Source organism: Psychromonas sp. MME2 (assembly GCF_040566515.1).
Taxonomy (GTDB): domain Bacteria; phylum Pseudomonadota; class Gammaproteobacteria; order Enterobacterales; family Psychromonadaceae; genus Psychromonas.
Map to the genome: position 1 here is coordinate 362,994 of NZ_JBEWXI010000015.1, position 23,475 is coordinate 386,468.

Annotated in this window: 21 protein-coding genes; 10 read left to right on the top strand and 11 right to left on the bottom strand. The window is 37.0% G+C overall.

Annotation, left to right across the window (positions count from 1 at the left end):
- Positions 1-206: 206 nt before the first annotated feature.
- The 4 genes from AB1A03_RS17065 to AB1A03_RS17080 are packed head-to-tail and all read left to right on the top strand — an operon-like array spanning position 207 to position 6,627.
- Positions 207-3,899, top strand: coding sequence for an ATP-binding protein (locus tag AB1A03_RS17065; RefSeq protein WP_354625787.1), 3,693 nt, complete (start codon positions 207-209; stop codon positions 3,897-3,899).
- Positions 3,892-4,515, top strand: coding sequence for a hypothetical protein (locus AB1A03_RS17070; protein WP_354625788.1), 624 nt, complete (start codon positions 3,892-3,894; stop codon positions 4,513-4,515). Before AB1A03_RS17065 ends, AB1A03_RS17070 begins: the two co-directional genes overlap by 8 nt.
- Positions 4,515-5,762, top strand: coding sequence for a hypothetical protein (locus tag AB1A03_RS17075; RefSeq protein ID WP_354625789.1), 1,248 nt, complete (start codon positions 4,515-4,517; stop codon positions 5,760-5,762). The genes AB1A03_RS17070 and AB1A03_RS17075 overlap by 1 nt, the downstream gene beginning before the upstream one ends.
- Position 5,763: 1 nt before the next feature.
- On the top strand, positions 5,764-6,627 hold the full coding sequence (locus AB1A03_RS17080; RefSeq protein ID WP_354625790.1) for a DUF7281 domain-containing protein: 864 nt from the start codon (positions 5,764-5,766) through the stop codon (positions 6,625-6,627).
- Between the two features lie 30 nt (positions 6,628-6,657).
- Here AB1A03_RS17080 and AB1A03_RS17085 read toward each other — a convergent pair whose 3' ends face one another.
- Positions 6,658-7,119, bottom strand: a complete 462-nt coding sequence (locus AB1A03_RS17085) for an LEA/WHy family protein (RefSeq protein ID WP_354625791.1) — start codon at positions 7,117-7,119, stop codon at positions 6,658-6,660.
- A gap of 186 nt (positions 7,120-7,305) precedes the next feature.
- On the opposite strand from AB1A03_RS17085, the gene AB1A03_RS17090 reads away from it, so the two are divergent.
- On the top strand, positions 7,306-7,842 hold the full coding sequence (locus AB1A03_RS17090) for an acyloxyacyl hydrolase (RefSeq protein ID WP_354625792.1): 537 nt from the start codon (positions 7,306-7,308) through the stop codon (positions 7,840-7,842).
- Positions 7,843-7,899: 57 nt separating this feature from the next.
- Here the strand turns inward: AB1A03_RS17090 and cysK are convergent, their stop codons facing one another.
- The 3 genes from cysK to sbcB form a co-directional block, all read right to left on the bottom strand.
- Complete coding sequence (gene cysK, locus AB1A03_RS17095) at positions 7,900-8,862, bottom strand: cysteine synthase A (protein WP_354625793.1); 963 nt, start codon at positions 8,860-8,862, stop codon at positions 7,900-7,902.
- 372 nt (positions 8,863-9,234) lie between these two features.
- Positions 9,235-9,699 carry a hypothetical protein gene (locus AB1A03_RS17100; RefSeq protein ID WP_354625794.1) on the bottom strand — a complete coding sequence of 155 codons (465 nt, stop codon included), beginning with the start codon at positions 9,697-9,699 and terminating at the stop codon, positions 9,235-9,237.
- 71 nt (positions 9,700-9,770) lie between these two features.
- Complete coding sequence (gene sbcB / locus AB1A03_RS17105) at positions 9,771-11,216, bottom strand: exodeoxyribonuclease I (RefSeq protein WP_354625795.1); 1,446 nt, start codon at positions 11,214-11,216, stop codon at positions 9,771-9,773.
- A 522-nt stretch (positions 11,217-11,738) separates the two neighbouring features.
- Between sbcB and AB1A03_RS17110 the strand changes: the two genes are divergently transcribed.
- Positions 11,739-12,185, top strand: a complete 447-nt coding sequence (locus AB1A03_RS17110; RefSeq protein WP_354625796.1) for a hypothetical protein — start codon at positions 11,739-11,741, stop codon at positions 12,183-12,185.
- Between the two features lie 62 nt (positions 12,186-12,247).
- Here the strand turns inward: AB1A03_RS17110 and AB1A03_RS17115 are convergent, their stop codons facing one another.
- The 3 genes from AB1A03_RS17115 to AB1A03_RS17125 form a co-directional block, all read right to left on the bottom strand.
- A complete protein-coding gene (locus AB1A03_RS17115; RefSeq protein ID WP_354625797.1) occupies positions 12,248-12,781 on the bottom strand; it encodes a L,D-transpeptidase family protein in 534 nt (177 codons plus the stop codon).
- A 178-nt stretch (positions 12,782-12,959) separates the two neighbouring features.
- Positions 12,960-13,127, bottom strand: a complete 168-nt coding sequence (locus AB1A03_RS17120; RefSeq protein ID WP_354625798.1) for a LysM peptidoglycan-binding domain-containing protein — start codon at positions 13,125-13,127, stop codon at positions 12,960-12,962.
- 281 nt (positions 13,128-13,408) lie between these two features.
- Positions 13,409-14,548 (bottom strand): glycerate kinase, encoded by a 1,140-nt coding sequence (locus tag AB1A03_RS17125; RefSeq protein WP_354625799.1) that lies wholly within the window; start codon positions 14,546-14,548, stop codon positions 13,409-13,411.
- Between the two features lie 348 nt (positions 14,549-14,896).
- Between AB1A03_RS17125 and AB1A03_RS17130 the strand changes: the two genes are divergently transcribed.
- The 3 genes from AB1A03_RS17130 (at position 14,897) to AB1A03_RS17140 (ending at position 17,130) form a co-directional block, all read left to right on the top strand.
- A complete protein-coding gene (locus AB1A03_RS17130) occupies positions 14,897-15,535 on the top strand; it encodes a class I SAM-dependent methyltransferase (protein WP_354625800.1) in 639 nt (212 codons plus the stop codon).
- A gap of 54 nt (positions 15,536-15,589) precedes the next feature.
- Positions 15,590-16,249: a YceH family protein gene (locus AB1A03_RS17135; protein WP_354625801.1), complete on the top strand. Its 660-nt coding sequence runs from the start codon at positions 15,590-15,592 to the stop codon at positions 16,247-16,249.
- 65 nt (positions 16,250-16,314) lie between these two features.
- A complete protein-coding gene (locus AB1A03_RS17140; RefSeq protein WP_354625802.1) occupies positions 16,315-17,130 on the top strand; it encodes an HAD family hydrolase in 816 nt (271 codons plus the stop codon).
- Positions 17,131-17,223: 93 nt separating this feature from the next.
- On the opposite strand, the gene AB1A03_RS17145 is transcribed toward AB1A03_RS17140, so the two are convergent.
- Complete coding sequence (locus AB1A03_RS17145) at positions 17,224-18,705, bottom strand: peptide MFS transporter (protein ID WP_354625803.1); 1,482 nt, start codon at positions 18,703-18,705, stop codon at positions 17,224-17,226.
- A gap of 815 nt (positions 18,706-19,520) precedes the next feature.
- Here AB1A03_RS17145 and AB1A03_RS17150 point away from each other — a divergent pair.
- The gene (locus AB1A03_RS17150; protein ID WP_354625804.1) at positions 19,521-19,913 is read left to right on the top strand and encodes a hypothetical protein; all 393 of its coding nucleotides are present in this window, start codon (positions 19,521-19,523) and stop codon (positions 19,911-19,913) included.
- A gap of 117 nt (positions 19,914-20,030) precedes the next feature.
- On the opposite strand, the gene AB1A03_RS17155 is transcribed toward AB1A03_RS17150, so the two are convergent.
- The 3 genes from AB1A03_RS17155 to AB1A03_RS17165 all read right to left on the bottom strand — a co-directional run bounded on the left by AB1A03_RS17155 (position 20,031) and on the right by AB1A03_RS17165 (position 23,275).
- Positions 20,031-20,285 (bottom strand): DUF3297 family protein, encoded by a 255-nt coding sequence (locus AB1A03_RS17155; protein WP_354625805.1) that lies wholly within the window; start codon positions 20,283-20,285, stop codon positions 20,031-20,033.
- 182 nt (positions 20,286-20,467) lie between these two features.
- Positions 20,468-21,615, bottom strand: a protein-coding gene (locus tag AB1A03_RS17160; RefSeq protein WP_354625806.1) for an IS3 family transposase whose coding sequence is annotated in 2 segments (ribosomal slippage) — positions 20,468-21,378 and positions 21,378-21,615 — 1,149 coding nt in all. Because the reading frame shifts where the segments join, the coding sequence is not laid out codon by codon here.
- A 517-nt stretch (positions 21,616-22,132) separates the two neighbouring features.
- Positions 22,133-23,275, bottom strand: a complete 1,143-nt coding sequence (locus AB1A03_RS17165; protein ID WP_354625807.1) for a helix-turn-helix domain-containing protein — start codon at positions 23,273-23,275, stop codon at positions 22,133-22,135.
- Between the last annotated feature and the right edge of the window lie 200 nt (positions 23,276-23,475).

Genomic DNA, 23,475 nt, shown 5'->3' on the forward strand with positions numbered 1-23,475 from the left:
TAACGAATAACGTAAAAGAGATTTGAAATTTATAAGTAGATAGTTAATATACCCCCATTATGTAGAGGGAAACCTTCATTGTGCTGCAAAAGCGTTCTTTTGGACAATGAAAATTTGCTATATTAGGCCATTAGTTTGAAAATGAGTCGTGTTTATTATTCCTCTCGCTTAACTTCCCTTAGATAGCCAACAGACAAGGAACTCCTATGGCCCAGCAAGCCTATTCATTATTGCGTATTATTATTATTGACAGTTTTTGGCCCGGTCAAGTCAATCAACTTGAATTGAGTGGACATACGCAACTTGAAGGCACAAATGGTGCCGGTAAAACATCACTAATGCGATTATTGCCCTTATTCTACGGGATGCGTCCAAGTGATATTGTCAGTAAACTTGATCAAGCGCGGAACTTCGCCGACTACTATTTACCCCGAGACTCCAGTATGTTGATCTATGAGTATCAACGGCCGTTTGGGCAAACTTGTATGGTACTTGCTTCTAGTGATGGTCGTGGGGTGCAGTTTAAATTGATCGATGCAGCCTATGATAGCAGCAACTTTATTGATGAAAATAAGCAAGCGTTAGCTATTCGCGATGTGGAACGAAATTATAATAGTGCTGGCTATTATTGCTCGAATTATCTTGGTATTGATAAATATCGACAGGTTATTCAAAATTTACGTAGTGGACGCAAAATAAAAGATATTCGCCAATTACAAAATCGTTTTTCATTTAGCGATCTCCCGATGCCCCACATTGATAAAGTTATTAATGGAACGATTGAAAAAAATCTCGATTTTGATGCTGTCAAACGGATGCTGGTGGAGATCTGTAGTGACCATTTAGCGCGAAGTAATATCGCTGAAAAAGAGCAGATAAATCTTAATAAAGAGGAGATAAGCCATTGGTTAGCAGATATCCAAGCTAGTCGCGCGATTCAAAAAGTCGCAGACAAAATTACGCTTTGGCAAAATGATTTTAATAATCTAGATAGCTTATTAATCAAATTGCAGCACTTACATTTTGAAATCATCGAACACCAAAATAAACAAAATGAAAAACAAGAAGGACGCAAAACGCTTAAGGCGTCAACGCGAGATTCTCTGGATAAATTAGAGAGTGAATTAAAGAATGGCAGGGAATCACTGCAGCGCGATATTGCACAGTTAACGGCTAAAATTGAAGCTGATCAAAGCCGTATAGAGTTACTTGATCAGGATAAACAGAGTTATGATGATAATGATGCGGCAAGCTTTCAGATAAAGGCGGAGCAAGCGCCTCGCATTCAGCAACAACTTAATGAAGTCAATGAAGTTATTGCGGCGTTTGAAGGCAATATTAACAAAATTCAACTAAAATTTGATAAGTTAATTCAAGATTTAACGCTGCAAAAATTAACGGATATCAGTGCAACAAAAGAGAAGATTTCTGCAATTAAAGAAGCGGGAAATATACAGTTAACAATAGTAAATGAAAACTATCAACACCAGCTAAGTCAGCTAAATGAAGCACTTAATAATACCTTCCTCAAACTTAATATCGAACAGAAAACGGTTGAAAACCAACTAACTCAAGCACAATTAGAGGCTCAAAATCCTGCCTTAGATAAAGAGTTGTTAGATGCGATCGAACATAATCAACGCCAGCTGCATGAGGCGCATGAAAAACAGACGCAACTATTGCAGCGACAAAATAGCGTCACGAGTCAGTTAACATTGCTTGAAAAGCAACGTGATAAGTTACTTGATCTACATAAAAAAGAAAATCGGATTTATGAACAACTTAAACAGGAATGTTTGGCCGTTGAGCAGCAACTATTGCCCGATGAAGGTAGTTTGCAATATTTTTTATCTCATGAACCTTTAGCGCTCAATTGGAAAGAAAATATTGGTCGTTTACTCTCTTCCGAGCTGCTTGCACGCAAAGATCTCGCTCCGCAATGGGTCGGCCATAGTGACAGTTTTTATGGTTTACAAATAGAGTTGCAACAACTCAAAGATAGCGATCTGCAACTGACAGAAAATGAATTACGAGAAAAAGCGGCATTATTAGATAACAAACGGGCAGAGAAAGTTGCGCAAATAAAAATAGTTGAAGAGCAGCTGACAAATATCAAAAAACAGCTAGATAGTCATCAAATCACGCTTACCGAGGTGAAACAAACCTCTCAACAAAATGAACTCAAACTTGTGCAACTAAAAGTGCAAATGGATAATTTTGCGGATAAAAAATTACAGGCAATCAAAGAGGCAAATGTCATTGTTGATGGACGCATTAAAGAAATTCAACATGCGCAAAAAAATAACAGCAAAAAAATTGAAGAGTATCATGCAACGGCAAAAGAGCAGCGCTTTGAATTAAACAATCAAATGCTTGAACAGCGGATGATGATTGAGTCTGATAGAGATAGCCAATTAGAACAATTAGAAGCACAGCTTAATGCGATAGAGCAAAGTACAAAGAGTCGTTTACTCGATTATAAAAAACAGAAGAATAGTGCCTTGAGCGACTTAGATCCCGATGGCGAAGTGGATAAACGTAGCCGTGAGCGTAAAACCTTACAGCAAACACTCGATGAATGTGCTGTTTGGGCACGTAAAGCGCGTGAATATAGTCAATTTATGAACGAACGGTACGTTCATCGTGATCAATTAGTTGAATTAAACCAGCATCGTAATATTGAAAAACGAGGATTTGAAAATAGCCTTGAAGATCTCATTATTGAAAAGGGTGAATTAATCAGTAATGACCAAAAGTTGCTTAAAAAATTGAATATACAGTTGCGAGAAAGCGATGAGCTATTAGCACAATTAGCTGAGAGTCAGCGATTATGTGAAAACAGCGGGATTGCGGTCTGTGTATGTGAGAGTGAACCTAGTAATCCAGCTGATTTAACAGTTAGTTTCTGCTTTGATTGGCTTAAAGAGTTTAAAACGGTCGAAAAACGATTAACTGAGCAGCTAAACCGTTTTAATGACACTTTCAGAAAAAATCATTCAAGCAGTGAATTGTTTGAAAATTGGTTAAAATTAGTCGCAGATAATGATACTTATGATGGCGCCAAAAGCCTGTTCAAATATCGTAGTGCCATTGCTGATCTGCTCAGTAGTGCAGAGCAGAAACAGAAAAATACTTACCAGTTAGTTACGGTTAATGCCAATATGATTAATGAATTTTATCAGCATATCGAAAATTTTGGTCGCCGTATAAAAATTATTGGTAAAAAGCTTTCCGAAAATGTCACCGCATTGGCACATTTTGATGCCCTTGCTGATATCAATGTATACACGGTGATGAAACAAGAAGAGTTAGAATATTGGGGACCATTGCAACAATTTTCTAAATTATTCGAGCTGTATCGTGATGACCTACGTGAAGGACGCGGGGAAATTCCCGATGATCTTGTTTATGCGATGCAAAAACTATCCACTTATTTACCCAGTGAAGGCTTTGTATTAGCACATGATAACCTCTTTGATATCGAGTTTTCTATCACTGAAAAAGGGCAGTTGAAACATGCCCGAAATGCGCGCCAATTAAAAAAAATCAGTTCAACAGGACTCTCTTATTTAGCAATGTTGTCTCTGTTTGCCGGGATACTAGGAATGCTTCGTGGCGCCACTGATTCAGCTTCGGTGGTGATATTGCCCGTCGATGAGCTCGGTGAATTAGCTGCAGAAAATATAGATCTATTATTAAAAATGTTTGATGATAATAACATAGCGATGTTATCCGCCTCGCCTTCAACAGACCGTCACATACTTTCACTTTATAAGCGTCATTACAAATTAAAAGATAACAAAATTTACCATGCAGAAATTCCAACATCACGTTTAGATGAACTACTCGCCCAACGTAAAATGGCGGACAATGCTACGGAGACCGTGACTCATGTTTAAACAAACCGTCCAACAGTTATTAACCGGTGCGGTGATCTGTGAAACTGCATTTGCTGAATTATATGCATATCTTAAAATCACAGAAAATGAATCGCGTGTTAGTGATTTTTTAGCAAACTTAGATAGAAACCTAACCTATTTGGAGAGTGCGGATGCTTTTTATTGTACCTTTCAAGAGGTATCTCAAGAAAACAGCGCAGAGTTAACGTCATTGTTTACTGAGGTTCGCACCGTATTTAGACCGTTAGTGGAGTTCTTAGATCTCCTTTTAACGGCAACTCAGACGGACTTACCCTTACGTGCGAAAGCGATGGTAAATATTAACAAATTATTTGACCCCTTTGAAAACGACCAAACGTTGCGTCAACATCTGCGCAGGATCACAGCCAGTAAGCCATTTAAAACGAACAAGCTAGAAGCGCGCGAGCAACTGGTATTTATGTTTCAAAAATTGGAAGAGATGGGCTATTTAGTGCGCAAAAATAGTGGCAGTAGCCGTTACTACGCTACCGCACGGTTTGACATTATTTATCTCTTCATCGAATTTTTAAATGATTCTGAACGCGTGGACTTACCAGAAACAGAGCAACAACAGCAAGAGGAGTTACTCTTCTAATGGCAGGTTATGATGCTGGCGATGTTACTGATTTATTGAAACAAATTGGCAGTAATTCACAAATACTTGCCGAAACGTATGTGTATGGTTCGATTTCAGGGGATCAAATAGATGCCAATAAGCTTAATGCTTTACAAAAAGCAGGATTAATTCGTCCTGATGATGAGCCGGGTGATTACCGTACTACTTCTGAATTAAAACGTATGCTTAATCGTTTAATGCGTAAACAGAGTAGTTATCGCCAATTGACTGACATGGGAAAAGTTATTGATGTGCTCGATGATACCGTGCAAGATTTTCAGCTATCGGTACAACAAAATCAGCATGATGATGCCGAGTATTATATCGATCAATTAGATGATTTACTCTATGAGGCAAAGGAAAATCTGAATGTTAGTTTAGATAATATGCATTATGCCATTTCTAGTCAGTTTGGCTTTGTGATCAGTTTAAGTGCTAAGGTTCGTGAAAACGAGAAAGCCTTAGATTACGCGCAAAAATTATTAACGGAATTACAACAAATTGATCCTGAAGCATGTTATGAATGGACTAATTGGGCATGCCCGATCGATTTCGCTCGTAAAATTAGCGCATTTATTTATTGGTTTAAACAGACACTCGCACGTCTACGTTTTATTATTGATAACATGCGTTTGAGCTTGTTTAGGCTCAGACGTGATGAAAAACAGGCAAGTTTGTTACGTAATATGGCCCGTTTTTTACGCAAACATCCTGAATTTGAGATCAGTGATGGGCTTTTTGAAGACCCTAACTTGAACGATAATCTTAAATTTGCACCGCCACTAAGAAATTTAAAAACCTACGTTGATCTCAAAAACAGCGCACATGAAGAGCGGTTAATTTCTATTGTCCAATCGCTACGTAAATATAATAACGAATTACCAATAAACAAACGTCAAACTAATAGGGTAGAAATATCACCAACGGAACCGTTAATTACAAGCCATGATTATTTTGAAGAGCAGGCAGAGCAGTTATTTGAACAAGCGATTATTACCGGTAATAAAATATCAGCAATTCAATACTGGCAAAATCAGCAGCAAAGTGAGCAGTTAATAGATCACTATATTGATCCCAAAGAGTGGATTGAATTAGTTTTTAGTTGTTATTGCAAATTGACCAATGAACAACAACATGCATTAGAGATCAACATGAAAGGTGTAAAAGTTGGCGGTACGACTGATAACTACAGCTACAGCGATGTGCAGATATTTTTGAGAAGTTAATATGGATAAAAAACTATATCAATTTTGCCAGCGCAACTTTAAGACCCTGTTAAATGGAAAGTTAAAATATGCTCCATTATTATCACGTTTAAATTTAGAATATGGTTTTGGAGAAAGAAGAGGCGATTACCTCTATTTTGATGATAATGATCGGCAGCGTTTAATTGAGCGTGTTCAGCAAGAAAATGATGTACATCTTTTTAGGCAGGATTATATCGACAGTAAATGCCGTGTCGATAATGCGTTAAAGCAGCGCAACGAGAAAGTAAATTCCCAACCTGTTAGTGAAGGTTTTGTGCTCATTAATGCAATTGATCATTTACGTATCAATGGCCAACACTTAAAGCTGCTCAATTTAACCTCCTTAGGCTGTTATATAGAAGCTTCTGAGATCACCGCCATTGACCACCCGTTTATCGTATTAGTTGAAAATCTCGCCATAATGGCAAAATTAGATGCCTTAATATTGCCAGAAAAGTTACGCGACGCGCTATTTATATATCGCGGTGATATAAAGCCAGCACAGCGAACAAATAGCGCCTACCAACTGTTTCGCCATTTTAAATCATCGCATCAATTAGTCTGCTTTAGTGATTTAGATCCCGCTGGAATACAGATTGCAGTTACCTGTGGAGCACATTTTTGGCTTGCCCCTGAAGATTTTACTTTAGTTAATTCATCATTAACTGGCGATGAGCATGAGTGGTTCAATCAGTCAGAGGCGATAAAATGGTTAGCACGCAAAAATAATTTACCAAAAAGTTGCCAAACTGCACTTATTACCATGCAAAACAGTAAAAAGACGTTAAAACAAGAACATATTTTAGCGCATAATATCAAAATGAATTTATACCCATTGGATTAACACCAATCCCGTCAGTGAAAAGGATATTCGCTATTTGTTGACTTGTAAAAGGTCGTTAAGCGTCCCTTCATGATGCAATTGAAAGGCGACAAACCCTTTCGGATCAATAGTAGTCTCAAGTTCATACTTAATTGAATCAGCATTTTTGTTATTTAAAAATGCCATCATCTGTATAAGATCTAAAAGATGAACACGACTCGAGACTTTTACTTCGGTTTCACTATATCCTTTTAATACAGGAATATCGTTGGCAACACCCGATAATATTTGTTGGTTATCAATCTCTAATTGAAAACTCATTCCTTCTATTACTAACTCCTCTGAGTTTGGGTTAGTGATCAATAAATGTATATTGAATCTTGGTGAAATTGATTGCAGGTTATCGGGTTCTATTTTTATTAAATCAACCTGTAAATCTTGCAATGTTTGCAAATTAGTACAACCAGAGAGCGCTACAGTAATTGCAATTAAAAAATATTTTAAGTAATACATATATCCCACCGGCATAAAAAAGGGTGTACGTGACTAGCCAAAATTGACTAATATACCACAAAGAATTATGACATTAATCTTTGTGAAATAATAACTTAGATGCTAACTTTAATTTTAATATCCAAAATTATTTTTGAATAATTGCTATTAATGTGCTGCCACCAATTATTTCAGAAAGGAGCATTCATGTTTAAAAAAAAATTATGGTTAAAGATTAAAAGAATATATGTCATCGCTATTTGTTCACTGCCAGTCTATTCCTTCGCAGAGATAAAACCAACTAAAGTTGCCATAGATATTGGTGAAAGTCACGATAACATCGACATTTATCGTATCGGTTTACAACAAGAGTTCTCCAATTGGTTAGATGAAAAAGGTATCCCATTGGGCGGATATTGGGAAGCTTCATTTAATTATTGGGATGGGCAGCAAACTGATCTCTATGGTCTGTTCCTTGCGCCAGTACTGTTTTATCAGTTTTGCGACAGCTGTCGCCTTTCTCCTTATATAGAAGCGGGAATAGGGGGGGGATTCATTAATAAAAAAGAGATGGATAATAAAGATATGTCTACCCATTTTCAATTTGAAGAGCGTATTGGGGTTGGTGTAAAAATGGGCCGTTTTGATCTCAATTTACGCTATATGCATTATTCAAATGCTGGTATGAAAAGCCCTAATCCAGGAATGGATATCTATTTACTAGGTGTTAGTTATCAATTTTAATCATTATAAGATACCCGCTTATATGGCGAGTATCTTATATATTATTAGGGGTTAAATTTAAGCAAATTCGGCACCGTCAAAAACACCAGCAAATAGTGCCGTTGACAGATAGCGTTCACCAGAACTTGGTAGGATAACAACAATATTTTTATCTTTATATTCAGGTAACTCAGCTAAACGAGCGGCAGCAAAAACAGCTGCACCCGAGGATATACCCGCCAGAATACCTTCTTCTTCCATCAGACGGCGAGCCATTGTGATTGCATCATCATTACTAACTTGCTCTGCACGGTCGATAAGTGAAAGATCTAAATTTTTAGGAATAAATCCTGCACCAATACCTTGTATTTTATGTGGCCCTGGTTTTACTTCTTCGCCAGCAAGGGTTTGGCTGATAACAGGAGAATCAACAGGTTCAACGGCAACACTGATAATTGCTTTACCCTGTGTTTCTTTGATATAGCGACTCACACCCGTAATCGTTCCACCTGTACCCACACCTGCAACAAATATATCAATTTCACCATCGGTATCGTTCCAAATTTCACCAGTTGTTTGTTCGTGAATCGCTGGGTTAGCTGGATTTTCAAATTGACGAACGACAAAGTATTTACCCGGTGCAGAGTTTGCTAACTCTTCTGCTTTATTGATAGCACCTTTCATGCCTAATGCACCATCTGTTAATACTAGATTTGCACCGAGTGCTTTAAGTAATTTACGGCGCTCTAAACTCATTGTATTTGGCATTGTTAGTGTGATTTTATAACCACGAGCAGCGGCGACATAAGCAAGCGCAATTCCAGTATTACCACTGGTCGCTTCTACTAATTCAACATCTTTAGTTAACGTACCGTTTTTTTCAGCTTTCCAAATCATGTTGGCACCAATACGGCATTTAACGCTGAAGCTTGGATTACGACTTTCTATTTTTGCAAACACATTACCAGAAGTAACATTATTTAAACGTACAAGCGGGGTATTACCAATAGTTTGAGAATTGTCACTGAAGATTTTAGTCATAATATACTCTCTATGATTTATGTGATTAGAAATAAGTGAGATAAGAATAGCGGATGCATAAATATAAGAAAGTAAAATTTAGTTATAGCATATAGACTTTAGTGATATATCCCATTACGTAGCATATCATTGCTATCGCTTGTTGAGAAAAAAGAAGGAGCGATGGCTCTGATGTCGGAGCTAGAAAGTATATGAGGTAATTGTATTCACTTTTCGAATTACAACGCAGGGATGGTTCTTGAACTAGTCCCAGTGCACCAATCTACGTTGTTAGAATTGATTTTAAAAACTTTTCTCGTAGCCAAACAAAGCGGTACTACCACCGTAACCAGGCATCGTATTGTTTGAAAAAATAATTTTAAATTTGCTAGATTAATCTGCTTTAAAACTAAAACCAGCCCCAAAAGCCAAATTGCTCTCGTAAATGTTCATCTCTTCAGAATTTGAAACGTAGTCGTACATTGCTTGATCTGCGTTTAGATTTGCTAAATCTTGTTTGGCGGGATCATAAAAGTTCCCAAACACCTCTACCTCAAAGCAATCACTATCTAATGGCATTATTGGCAATGAAAAGATTTGATAATGTGCATTATCCACAAAAGTACTATCAGTGATAGAAGTTGTAAAATTAAATGAACGATAAAAACTTTTGAACACTTGATTGAGATATTGATACGTTGCTTGCGGAACTTGTGATATTGACTCTATATCAAAATAACTTGAGGAACCAACCTGAACTTGCTGTTGATATTCAACTTGCAATGTATTCGATGGCGACTCCTGTGCCAAGCAACAAGCTGAAGCAAAATAAAAGATAAAAATTCCATTTTTAAACAAAATTGCCTCCTTGATTGATAATTCTATTTAATGTAATAACCTTAATAAAATTATTGTATATCAAATCACCGTTAGTTACTTAATAAATAATCTAAATAGTGATGCAAGTTAGCTAATAATTGCATTTTTTCAGGTTGATTTTGATAGTCCAATACCAAGGCGTCCAGTTTTTCCACGTAAGCTTGGGTATTTTCTAAAAGGTATGCCTGACGGTGCCTATGCCATTTTTCCTGTTCCTCTATAGATAGATATTCAGGCGCATTTCGTGCACGATAATGCCACAGTAAAGAAGTCAAACGGGGATCATCAAAATCAAATTGAGTATTAGCTAATGTTTTCCAATCACTGCTAGCTATTTGATTTATTTTGTTTTTATCATTATTTGAAAAGAAACCTCCGCTATATAACATTTCCTCTGGGCTACTATATTTAGTCTCTCTATGCTCATCGCTAAACACCTGTAGACACTTATTAACGATATCTAAATTATTTTTAATTAACTCTAAAGAAGAACGACATTGCACGCGATCAATACCTAATTCATCGGCTCGATGCTCCGATAATGTTTTAGCAGGGGCTATAATTGGACATTTATTGATATGGATTAATTTAATGGCAGGGCGATTAATTCCCTCTGGAAGATCAGTTAATGACGTGTACAAATAATGGCGGATCTCTGCAACACTCATCGTTAATAAATTGTTCAAATCTTTATTTAAGTCAACTGCAATGATGGCATTTTTATTAACAGGGTGCTCAATCAGTGGAAGCACATAACTAACACACCCCTGTATAGCTGGAAACATACCTGAGACATGTACAACTGGAGTAAAACTCCCTAACTTCAAGGATGATAATGCATTTGATTTTTTGCGTAGATTAAAACAATAATCATATAATTTAGGGTGTGTATCCTTGATTAATTTAGCAATAGCAATTGTGGCATAAACATCAGACATCGCATCATGTGCTTGCTCATGTGCTAAATCATTTTCTTTAGTGAGCAACTCTAAACGGAATGAAGGTACATCATTATTATCGACAGGCCAATTAATACCCTCTGGGCGCAATGCATAACACGCTCTCACTAAATCAATAATATCCCACCGAGAACAGCCGTTTGCCCATTCTCGTTGATAGGGATCTAGAAAATTACGATATAGGGTAAAGCGCGTTACTTCATCATCAAAACGAATATTGTTATATCCTAAAACACAGGTATTTGTCTGGCTGAATTCACCATTGATTAATTTAATAAATTCATTTTCGCTAACACCAAGTTGCAGTGCTTTTTGCGGAGTAATTCCGGTTATAAGGCACGCCTCTGGATTAGGTAGGTAATCATTAGGTGGACGACAAAACCACTCATTTGCAACGCCTATAATGTTGAAGTCAAGATCTGTTCTTATACCAGCAAACTGCGCAGGCCGATCGGAACCTGGATTTAAACCAAAAGTCTCATAATCGTGCCAGTACAAAGTAGTTGGTGGCGTGTTTTGTTGTGATGAATTGCTCATTTTATATAGTGATTCCAGCGAATATGTTCAATGTAAATGATAGCTAAGTTATTTGTTGTTACGAAATATTATATTCCTATGTCACGTAAAGCTCAGGTGAGTTAGCACGCCGCAGGGAAAACAAAATAGCACCATCTACTTTGTTATAAAATCTCTATATGCTCTGTACTTGTGATACTACATCTTGAGGCACAATGGTTATACATTAAATCATATTCTAACTAACTTAGCATCAAGGCGATAGGCGGCGATGAAAATGAAACAGCGATCACAAACCATTTATCGTTTACTTATCTTTGATCTGCAACTAAATATCAATACAGATCACAAATTCATTAACGCGCTCAGGAAAAAGTCAAAAAATAGCAACTTAGAGATATAATACAAAGGCACGTATTTAAAAATATATATTAATATCTGTCAATCAGATAATAATACATTTTTGTGCCATAATAAAAATGCAATTAATGAACAGCTCCTTTGTTTATTATTAATTTATAAAACAGTAAATAAGGAAGAGAAATGAATAAATTAACGCTTATTAAATCAATTACTTCTGCTTCGATATTAGCTGCAGCACTTATTAGTCAATCTACAATCGCTGCTGAAAAAATAACATTCGAAGATTTTACAAAAATGAGTTACGAGCAACGTGTACAAGTTTGTGCTGAATTTGTAAACTCTAGTGATATTGGTCTTTGTGCTGCAATAACAGCGAAACCAGATATGGCTGCAACAGTTGCTCCTGCTACACGCAATAAAGCTTTGGTTGAGTGTGCAAAAGAAGAGAATACAACTAGTCCTCAAAACTTAAGCGCTTGCGTTAATGACAAACTCAATACCTCTGAAAAAGCTGCGGCGTACACAGATAAAGAGTTCCATGCTGCACTGAAAAAATGTGCAAAGGATAAATCATTAGATGGAACGAATGAAGTGTTGCAATGTACTTATGGTAAATTAAAAAATTAATTATTAATTACCCGTTTTCGTAATAGGTTAAACCAAGAAAATATTGGTTTAACCTAATTCAGTTACATATTCTCAACCCATTCATAAAGATCGATATTAATAACTAATCCTCTTTGCAACTCTTGTTCTTGAGCCACAATATCCCAATCAATCATGTCATTATTAGTAAATATTGTATCGTAATTAAGTTCTTCAGCAGGTTCACTATTACTTGTTTCATCAGGTGTTAATGGTGAATGTACCTCTATATATTTTTCACCATTTGGTTCTTTCGTTATTTTTATAGGGTCATTAATGACTTTTACCGACTCCCCCGATTTAACTTTAGCAAATAACCAAGCAATATCATCGGGATTCATGCGCACGCAACCTGCACTGACACGCATACCAATACCAAAGTTTTTATTAGTTCCATGAATTAAGTAAGTACGATTACCATAGGCAAGACGTAACGCATATTCACCCAATGGATTATTCTTACCCGCGGGAACCGTTTGTGGTAATTCTGTGCCATGCTCTGCAAAATGATCTTCTCGGCTCTGTTTGGTCGGAGTCCAAGTTGGATTCGGAATTTTGCTAAAGATAGTGGTTTCCATAACTGGGGTAGATCAATCTATACGCCCAATACCAATAGGAAAGACATAGACAGTATTATTTGTAAAATAGTAAAGTCTTAATTCGGGTAAATTGATGACAATCCCTTTATAGGGAGCATCGGGGAGTATAATTTGACTCGGTATAACTATTTTAGTCCCTACTTGTGGTAGTAGCGGATCAGACCCCCGGATTCGCATCCATTAAAGCAAGAAAGCCGACATTGTATAAATTCGCCAAAGCATGAAAATAGTCACCTTCTTTCACAGTATGATATTCAGGCTCACCTATTAAGCGAGAGCCATCAGCGGGGAGGGCGTACGCTTTCGCTGATACTTGATTACTCAAAAACAGCATGAAAATGAGTGTAACTGCAATACAAAATTTTACACACTTGCTAAATAAAGGTGTAATAAGCGATAACCTATTGTTACGATTCAATACAAACATATAAAACCTGAAATTTATAAAAAGATTAAGACGTTATGCCAATTATACCATATGTAAACCATTATCATTGACAAATATAGTCGGGTATAAAAAAAATTGTTATACCCATGTTAGCTAGAAATGCTTTGTCAGATAATTGTCAGGCAGTTAGTTATGTGAAGTTGAGAAACTGAAATCAGCTAATTAACTCGATTTAGTAATAGCAATGCAGCAATATTCCGTGCTGTCATTTCTAAATTTACGGCAGCATCATGAAACGCTTGATCTAGGTTAACCACATTTGGGACGATACTAAATACACTATCAATACCGTGTTCATGGACTATCGCATAGTCTTTCGATAAACAACCTGCAATACCTATCACAGGAATACCATACTGCTTCGCCACTCTAGCGACCCCTATCGGGGTTTTACCGCAAATTGTTTGGCTGTCAATGCGTCCTTCGCCAGTGATAACTAAATCAGCATTGGCGATAATTTCACTGAAATTGACGGCATCCATGACGATATCAATACCCGGACGTAGCGTTGCATTAAATAGCCCTAAAAAGGCTGCGCCCATGCCACCAGCAGCCCCTGCACCTGCGCTGTTTATAATATCATGACCCAGTTCATTTTTAATAATAGCGGCATAATGCGCGAGGTTTTGATCTAAAAAATCGGTCATATCTGCTGTTGCTCCTTTTTGTGCAGCGAACACATGGGAAGCACCAGTGGGCCCACATAGGGGATTGTTGACATCGCAAGCTATTTCAAGCGACACATGGCGTAAACGAGGATCAAGCCCGGTTGTATCGATATGGCATAAATTGGCCAAAGCGGCACCGCCATAACCAATTTCATCACCATTGAAATCAACCATTTTAATACCTAATGCCTGTGCCATGCCAATACCACCATCATTTGTCGCGCTGCCACCGAGACCAACAATAATATGATCAACCCCCGCATCCAGCGCAGCTTTAATCAATTCTCCAGTACCAAACGAGGTCGTTAATGTAGGATCGCGTTGTTCAGGAGTGACTAAATGAAGCCCTGATGCAGCAGACATTTCTATAACGGCGGTATGTCGATCACCTAATAGTCCATAGAAAGCAGAGACAGGTCGACCGATAGGGCCTGTAACAACGCAATTTATTAATAATCCACCCGTTGCATCTATTAATGACTGTACAGTGCCTTCACCACCGTCGGCCATGGGTATTTTATGAATCTCAGCATTTGGCATAATCTGTTTAAAGCCCGACTCAATGGCATTGGCAACTTCCATCGCGGTGAGGCTTTCTTTATAAGAATCAGGCGCAATTATAATTTTCATAGCACGATCTCTTTTTAATTATGGGCTGCTATATGCATATTTTATCTATAAATAGTGGTTGTAAATTGTTACGCTATCGCTATTGTTTGACGATATTCATTATGTCATTGATTATAACCATTGCTGTAATTAACTGCTCTATTTAGGCGCAGCAATGAAAGCATAATAACGAACTATTGGTTGTAGTAACTCATTGTTATAATAATAAAATAAATAACAATGGCGAAACATGCTTTCACTTAACGTTAGCACTCTTTTTATTAACCATTAATGAGCAGGTGAATATAGGATTGAGTATTACCACTTGCCAGTAAATATATCGCGCTTGTAACTCTAGAGGAAGTCTTAATGCATACCTGCCCATTATGTTCATCTCTTCAAACCAATTTTTATTTTGAAGATAAAAATCGTAGCTATATGCAGTGTGCACGTTGCCAATTAGTCTTTGTACCTAAGCAGCAAAGACTTGATCCAATCAAAGAAAAAGAACACTACGACCATCATATCAATAATCCCGATGACCCAGGCTACAGGCATTTTTTATCTCGTTTAACCATCCCTTTGCTAGAGCGCATAGAGTTAGGATCTCACGGTTTAGATTTTGGCTGTGGCCCAGGACCTGCACTTGCCCAACTGCTACAAGAGGTCGGACATAAGGTAGATTTGCATGATATTTACTATTATCCAAATGCAGAATATTTATCTAAACAATACGATTTTGTAACGGCGACAGAAGTCATTGAACACCTTTATGACCCACATCAGATATGGAAACTATGGTTGCAGATGGTGAAGCAGGGGGGATGGCTCGGCATCATGACTAAGTTAGTCGTTGATCTAGAGGGTTTTAAAAATTGGCACTATAAATTTGACCCGACCCATGTCTGTTTTTATAGCCAAGCTACTTTTCGTTACCTTGCTCAGAGAGATAAGCTTGAGCTTGAATTTATTGGTAGTGATGTCATTTTACTGCGAAAATTAGCCTAGCACAGAAATTACCATGGCTATACCACCACTTTTTTAACCTAAGGAGATCTAAAAATGATTGCATTAACAGCTTTACAGTGTCGCGTGATTGGTGTGATGCTTGAAAAGGAAATTACCACACCAGATCAGTATCCTTTGTCATTAAATTCACTTACAAATGGTTGTAATCAAAAAAGTAACAGAGAGCCGGTACTCTCTCTATCTGAGACACAAGTACAAAGTGTGATCGACGAATTAATTGAAATGAAACAGTTGTTTGTAGAAGTAGGTTCATCGGGTCGAGTTAATAAATATAAGCATAGGTTTTGTAATACGGCATTTACCAATTTACAATTAAGCGCACAACAAAAAGCAATTATCTGCCTATTATTCCTTCGCGGACCTCAAACAGCGGGTGAGTTACGCACGCGTAGTAACCGCCTCGCTGAATTTAACAATGTAAATGAGGTAGAAGCAGCACTTGAAACATTACAAGATATCAATAACCAGCAATTAGTGAAAAAATTACCAAGAGAAGCAGGGAAAAGAGAGTCGCGTTATATCCATCTATTTACCGATCTTTCTGATGTTGAACTAGAATGTATGGACACAGACACTAATCTATCACCTACAGAACCTAATCAACTTGAGCATAGGGTTTCGTTATTAGAAGATGAAGTCGGAGCGTTAAAAAATGAACTCGCTCGTTTAACCGCTTTAATTGAGTCTCGTTAGTCTTTATCATCATGATCGTTACTAAAACCTGATGCATATATTTCATTAAATTAGAGTTTTTACCTATGTCAGAAAAAAAAATTAAATTCATCGCAGCAGATATGGATGGCACGCTACTAGATAGCAATGGCCACTTACCCGAGGAATTTTTTGATGTTTTTCATCAATTAGACAAAAAAGAGATCCTATTTGCAGCTGCCTCAGGGCGACAATATTATAGCTTACTTAACATGTTTTCAGCTGTGCAAGAACGCATGCTGTTTATTGCTGAAAACGGTACATACGTTATGCATCAAGAAAAAGAGTTATATAGTTGCACTATCGACATTGATTCAATTCATCGGATAATTAAAGAGGCACGCTCAATCAATGGTGCACATATTGTTTTATGTGGTAAAAAATCTGCCTATATCGAAACGCAAGCGCCAGAAGCATTGGATGAAATGCAAAAATATTATCATCGTTGTGAATATGTTGATGACCTGCTAAAGGTAAACGATGATTTTATTAAAGTGGCAATCTGCCATTTTGATGGTTCACAGGAACATGTATATCCGATTATTTATGAAAGATTTAATCGAGACCATCAAGTTGTAGTCAGTGCGAAAATATGGCTTGATATAATGAACATTAATGCATCGAAGGGCGCTGCAATCAAACATTTACAAGAACAATTTGCCTTTGATTATGAGCAAACCATGAGTTTTGGTGATTACTTTAATGATATAGAGATGTTACAAGCGAGTTTTCATTCCTATGCTGTAGAAAATGCGCATCAACAAGTAAAAAATCACGCCCGTTTTACTGCACCGAGTAATAGTGAAGCAGGGGTATTAACGGTTATCAAAGCGTATCTAGCTGCTTCGGATACTTCTTTATAATTATTGCTGACAGCCAAGATGAATTAGGCATGTCACTCCTAATTCATCTAAATTATCCACAACGCCTTCATGTTATCGATGTAGACTCAACGTTTAAGCAGCATTGGGTTTAATCATTGCATCATGTTCAGCCGTTACTTCCATCTCTTCAGCTAAGGCATCCTTTTGTTTATCGTGTTTAGTTTCAGCGCCATGCATCCAATCAACAAGTTTATCAGATATAAAATAAAGGATGATGCCTGAAACAGCCGCAGTAATAGCGATACCCGCAAATATTGACATAGCATTAGCCAGTTGATCTTCAACGGCATCACTATGACCGATTAATGCACCAACAACACCCGCAACTTTATTAGCGATCGCAATAAATAGGAACCAAGCTCCCATCATGAGTGAGGCGATACGTAGTGGTGCTAATTTAGTAACCATTGACAGACCAATTGGTGATAAACATAGTTCTCCCATAGTATGGAAGAAATAAGCACCAACTAGCCATAACATACTCGATTTTGCATTATGATCGCCATTCATTTGCACAACAGCACCGATCATGAATAGGAAACCAACCCCTAATAATATCAAGCCAAGTGCAAATTTGGCTGGAGAATTTGGTTCATTTTTCCCAAGTCTTATCCAAATAGAGGCGATAACAGGTGCAAATACAACAATGAATAATGCATTAAGAGATTGAAACCAAGCCGTTGGCACCTCCCATGAACCAATCATGCGATCCGTAAAATTGTTAGTAAACAAATTCATTAAACCGCCAGCTTGTTCAAACCCAGCCCAGAAAATAATAGTGAATAAGCCCATAACCATGATCACTTTGATGCGATCTCGTTCAATTTTAGTAAGGGGAGTCTTTATGGTTGCGCCATTTTTTAGATTCTTATCCTGTGCAATTTTAGCCGCTGGAACGGTACCTATATCACCTAGCAATTTTTGGGCAAAGAAGAATTGAATGATCAAAGATAAAATCATACCAATACCAGCACAAATGAAACCAGCTTGATAGCTTCCACCAAATGCAGTCACCACGTAACCGACAACGATACCAGATAAAAATGCACCAAGGTTAATCCCCATATAGAAAATAGTAAATGCACCATCTCGTCGGTTATCACCTTCTTTATATAAGTCACCGACCATAGTAGAAACATTTGGTTTGAATAAACCATTACCGATGATTAAAGCGCCGAGTCCGAGGTAAAACATAACTGTTTCCATACCTGGTATCCATGCATGTGGTGTACCTAACATAAACTGTCCTACAGCCATCAATGCACCACCAATATATATCGCTTTACGTTGCCCTAAATAGGTATCCGCCAACCATCCTCCGATAAGTGGCGTAAGGAAAACTAATCCCGTAAATGTCCCGTATAAAGATAATGCTTCTTGTTGAGTCCAACCTAGACCATGACCGCCCTGACTACCAACTTGATCAACCATATAAAGCACTAAAATAGCACGCATTGCGTAGTAACTAAAACGTTCCCACAACTCCGTTGAAAATAATAAGAATAACCCTTTAGGATGGCCTAAAAGCGTTCCTGAGATTTTATCTGCACTCATATTAAGTTTCATACCTTAAGCTTGTGTCTTGCTGCAATACAATCCGCACTACAGTATTTCATTTGAATTTAGCGCCTAAAAAATCGATCTCACTTAACAAGATAAATTGAAAATGCTAACAAAGATGATATTTAGGTTTAGTAGTTGAATGGTTTCTTCTATGAATGTCACTCGTTTGATGGCAATGCAGCTTGGCATTAACCGATCATGTTTATACGCTGCAAGATAAGTAATAGTCAAGAGTTAACCCGGTAAAAAAGTGCGCAATTAACATCCCTATAACAGCCAAGTTACCTGATTAACATTATGGCAATTATTTTGTCTCATATATCATATAAAAAAAACAATTCCGATCGGTTTTATATGTAATCATGCTCTATTACAGCAGCAGAGTGCTGTTAATGTAACCAACTATTGATATGCGTTTATTTTTTCATAGATTAATCTATGGCAAGTAGGGCAATATTGAGTGTGACCCACTTCTCATGAAAGCGCTTACATGTGTGACTATAGTAAATTTTTACACTATATTTAATTTTTATAATCTATACTCTTTTTTGGAGAGGCTTTACTGACTTTCAGCCACTAAATTTATCAATTTGTAGCGACCTGTTGTTAATTGATTATATTTGTAACCCTTAAATTAAATAGATTAATTATTTTGCCAAGCAAAGTAACCGCTTACATTATAAAGGCGTTAAGTTGCTGTATAGGGATATTTTTTATGAGGGAAGGGGAGTATGAGGCAATAGATAATTAAACTGAAAACATCAATTTACTTTATTTTAATTTATGAAATAGCAATAGGTGAAAAAATGAAAAAATTAACTTTAATCAAATCAATGTGTTCCGCTACTATCTTAGCTGCTGCATTTATCAGCCCAGCAATAATGGCTCATGATGTAACAATGACAGAAGAACAACGCGCCATTGTTTGTTCTGGTGATGAAGATGCGGCTGAAAATGAAATGTGTGCCGCTTTAGAAGGAAATATGGATAAATCGACTTTACCTGCAGAAGGTAAACGCACAACAGCTGAAATTATTTGCGCCGGTAATGAAGATGCAGCAGAGAATGAAATGTGTTCTGCACAGAAGGATGAAAACACTTCACCTACGCCAGATGAAACTATGGAAGAGGAAACGCGGGACATCATTTGTTCTGGCTCAGAAGACTCTGCAGATAACGAGATGTGTACACCTGAATAATGACCGTTACAGCAATTATCACTATTTAGTCTAATTCAGAAAAGACAAAACTTACGCTAGTAAGTCGTGATCTAAAACGGCTTACTAGCGCTTGATTAAACAGTACACTTAAAGTGTTTAACGATAAAATGCTTCAACCGAGCCTTTTACGGTTCGTAAAAGTGGCTGGCCACGACAATCTAACGCTTTATGCGCCGGAATTTTAACCCAACCTTCACTTATGCAATATTCCTCAACATCAAAACGCTCTTTGCCATTAAGTTTAATACCAATATCATTATCATTTTCAAAAATTTCAGCTACATGATGCGGGCTACGAGGGTTAACCGACAGACGATCTGGTAAAGTGGGTAGCGTGCTAGTGTCGTTCATGTTTGTGACCTATAAGTAAATTAAAAGTGAGCCATTGTAGATAATATATTGAAAACGCTCAATAGCTGTAAGCTCATAATATTAATTTAAGGAATAGAGTTAAGTTACACATAAATATTTTTAGATTATGTAGGAAGCGTAAAGGCTAGTTTATCTAAGTAGATTGAATCGACACCAATAATCTAGACACTTTCTAGCCTTTTTTGATAGCGCTTTTCATAGTCTACTGGCGACAATAAATTATTGGAACCATGTTTGCGTTTGTTGTTATAAAAAATCTCAATATAATCGAATATTTCGCTTCGCGCATCTTCCCTTGTAGAGTAGATCTTCTTCTTAATACACTCTCGTTTTAATAATTGAAAAAAGCTTTCAGCCACGGCATTATCATGACAATTTCCTCGACGACTCATGCTACCTTCTAAATTATGAGCATCTAAAAAAGATTGCCAATCGTGGCTTGTATATTGGCTACCTTGATCAGAATGAACCATCACTTTAAATTTTGGCTTTCTCCGCCATACGGCCATTAACAATGCATCGAGTGCTAACTCTTTGGTTATCCTTGACTGCATTGACCAACCAATAACGCGACGAGAAAATAAATCAACAACAACTGCTAAGTACAGCCATCCTTCATGTGTTCGAATATACGTTATATCAGTTACCCAAGCCCTATCTGGAGAATCTGGGTTAAATTGTCGCTGAAGGTTATTAGGCGTAACGATATTAACTTCACCACTTTTTTGACGCGGTTTTCTATATCCAACCTGAGCGCGTAATCCTGCTTGTGACATTAATCGATATACGCGATTAATTCCGCATTGCTTACCAGTATCTCGAATATCTGAATGGATCTTACGGTAGCCATAAACCCCGCCAGACTCTAGCCAAAACTGTTTAATCAGCCCAGTCAGTTTCTTATCAGTTTGTGAGCGCTTAGAGTTGGGCTGCTTTATCAAAGCATAATAGCCACTGGGATGAACATTTAATATTCGACACATGCTTCGAACCGACCAGCATTGAGCGTTGTCCTTTATAAAGGTGTACCTCAATCGGACTGGCTTGCGAAGTACACCGCGGCTTTTTTTAATATATCCCGCTCTTCTGTTACCCGTTTTAATTCCCTTTTTAACTTATTTATCTCTGCTTGCTCAGCTGATTTTGCCTGATGTTCGGCTGAACCTGGGCCAAATTTTTTAACCCAAGCATAAAGACTATGTGTTGTAACATCTAATCGTTTAGCGACAGATGCAACACTATGTCCTCGCTCAGTCACTTGCTTAACAGCTTCAATTTTAAATTCTTCGGGATAACGTTTACTACTCATATTGACACCTCTTTTTGAGTCATTTTATCTAATTAGGAGGTGTCTAGTAAAATGGTGTCGATTCAGATAACTCAAAATTATTTTCTAAAAACAAGCAACGCTATCTCCTGCTAAATTAAGTAACCTGCTTTGTGTTTAATGATTGGATTGTTAGTATGAAACATGAGAGTTACCTTTTGTTGTTTTGAAATAAAGATTCGACACCTTTATCAAAACGGGTAACTCTCAACTTTTCAAGTCGAGATGTCGATATCTAGTCTGAACTAATACAAATGAGCCAAATTAACAATACTGAGTCAATATTCAACACTATCCAAAGTTTATGAGTAAATTTACCCTCCCTTTGAGAACTCGTAAATATCCTTTATCACGGGGAGTGCAAGATATAGAAATCCACCTTTTTCCACCTGGGTGTAAAAGGCGTGGATGTCGTTTACCTTTGATAATTGACCAACCTATTTTTTCTAATGAGCGGACATACTTTCTAACATCTTTGTTGTTACAAACCATAATGACCTCATAAACAATTCTTGATTTCAGTAATGGTTTCATTGCTCAGCACATTACTCATTAGCTGATTGTCAGGCGCGTCTGCATAGATAGACCAAATGTTTTCTATTGCACGCATCTGGTACTCAGGCCACGGTGCATTAGCTGCTGAATTTTCATTAATCTCAACTCTATATATATTTAGTCGTACCCCTCTTGTTTTATCACTTTGCATATTTGGAAATACATCAAACTGGACATTATTGTTAGATTTAAAGTTATATTGAACTGTAATTGATTTAGATGGGTTATATTGATTTAGGATAAGCTGAATGGCTCTAACTAATTCATTAAATGTATTAGTTTCAATAGATTCATACTTAATGAAACTTAAAGCTAATTGCTTCCAAGCCTCTTGATATTTTTCAAATAAGATAACTTCATCGATAGAGTGGTCTTTGCTTAACAAGTTAATCACATCATTTTTTTCTGACTTTGAAGGTAACTGTACAATTTTTATTAGGTATTTATGCTCAATCAATTCAGTAGAAATTAATGGATTAACATAGGTTGAGCGTTTGTAAAACAGCTCTTTTAGTGATTGCTCAACCCAATGATACTTAAAATCTGTAAAGTTAGTCCATGTTAGCCCCGCATCGGTTAATTTGATTAATTTAACTTCAATTTTGAATTGTTCAGTATTATCACTTTCTCCATAAGAAACCGATGCCAATAAAGCGTTGGTTGTTTTATCTAAATAGTATGAAGATATGATGTTAGGAAGCTCCGTTGGATACTGTGAAGCAGGTAGGAACACATGCTTATCAATGAAATCTAGCAAATCGAAACTATTTTCAAAAACAGCCCCTAGTTTATTGATAGGTACAAATTCACCGTTTGTATCTTCGTCATAGATTTGCACCCAATAATGTAGAGTTGGCTCTTCTTTGCCTTGTAAATAATCCAAAGTAACACCAAGTGCTTCTGCTATTTTTATTGCTATTTGGATTTCTGTTTTCTTTCCATTTTCAATTCGATTGATTGTAGCTCTTGATACTGGGATATTTGAATTCGTAAGTTGTAAACTTAGTGTCTCTTGATTGTGTCCCAATGCCTTTCGGGCCTTTATTAAAAGTTCTGCATTTAGTTGAATTGGTTGTCTGTTATTCATAATTTTCTCTCTCAATTAATGGAAATCAGAGTATATGAACAACAATGGTGTCACATATAGGTAATTGATGTAACACCATGTAACAACAAAATTCAATAATAGCTGTTGGGTTTCATTAAATTCAGTACAAAATATCCCTCAATTTACCTTCAGATCATATAAAATCATCTACATAAATGCCACAATACAACTCATTGAAA

Excerpts from the sequence above, each read along its gene's own strand:
- AB1A03_RS17065 (WP_354625787.1), top strand. The coding sequence starts at position 207 with ATGGCCCAGCAAGCCTATTCATTATTGCGTATTATTATTATTGACAGT.
- AB1A03_RS17070 (WP_354625788.1), top strand. The coding sequence starts at position 3,892 with ATGTTTAAACAAACCGTCCAACAGTTATTAACCGGTGCGGTGATCTGT.
- AB1A03_RS17075 (WP_354625789.1), top strand. The coding sequence starts at position 4,515 with ATGGCAGGTTATGATGCTGGCGATGTTACTGATTTATTGAAACAAATT.
- AB1A03_RS17080 (WP_354625790.1), top strand. The coding sequence starts at position 5,764 with ATGGATAAAAAACTATATCAATTTTGCCAGCGCAACTTTAAGACCCTG.
- AB1A03_RS17085 (WP_354625791.1), bottom strand. The coding sequence starts at position 7,119 with ATGTATTACTTAAAATATTTTTTAATTGCAATTACTGTAGCGCTCTCT.
- AB1A03_RS17090 (WP_354625792.1), top strand. The coding sequence starts at position 7,306 with ATGTTTAAAAAAAAATTATGGTTAAAGATTAAAAGAATATATGTCATC.
- cysK (WP_354625793.1), bottom strand. The coding sequence starts at position 8,862 with ATGACTAAAATCTTCAGTGACAATTCTCAAACTATTGGTAATACCCCG.
- sbcB (WP_354625795.1), bottom strand. The coding sequence starts at position 11,216 with ATGAGCAATTCATCACAACAAAACACGCCACCAACTACTTTGTACTGG.
- AB1A03_RS17110 (WP_354625796.1), top strand. The coding sequence starts at position 11,739 with ATGAATAAATTAACGCTTATTAAATCAATTACTTCTGCTTCGATATTA.
- AB1A03_RS17115 (WP_354625797.1), bottom strand. The coding sequence starts at position 12,781 with ATGGAAACCACTATCTTTAGCAAAATTCCGAATCCAACTTGGACTCCG.
- AB1A03_RS17125 (WP_354625799.1), bottom strand. The coding sequence starts at position 14,548 with ATGAAAATTATAATTGCGCCTGATTCTTATAAAGAAAGCCTCACCGCG.
- AB1A03_RS17130 (WP_354625800.1), top strand. The coding sequence starts at position 14,897 with ATGCATACCTGCCCATTATGTTCATCTCTTCAAACCAATTTTTATTTT.
- AB1A03_RS17135 (WP_354625801.1), top strand. The coding sequence starts at position 15,590 with ATGATTGCATTAACAGCTTTACAGTGTCGCGTGATTGGTGTGATGCTT.
- AB1A03_RS17140 (WP_354625802.1), top strand. The coding sequence starts at position 16,315 with ATGTCAGAAAAAAAAATTAAATTCATCGCAGCAGATATGGATGGCACG.
- AB1A03_RS17145 (WP_354625803.1), bottom strand. The coding sequence starts at position 18,705 with ATGAGTGCAGATAAAATCTCAGGAACGCTTTTAGGCCATCCTAAAGGG.
- AB1A03_RS17150 (WP_354625804.1), top strand. The coding sequence starts at position 19,521 with ATGAAAAAATTAACTTTAATCAAATCAATGTGTTCCGCTACTATCTTA.
- AB1A03_RS17155 (WP_354625805.1), bottom strand. The coding sequence starts at position 20,285 with ATGAACGACACTAGCACGCTACCCACTTTACCAGATCGTCTGTCGGTT.
- AB1A03_RS17165 (WP_354625807.1), bottom strand. The coding sequence starts at position 23,275 with ATGAATAACAGACAACCAATTCAACTAAATGCAGAACTTTTAATAAAG.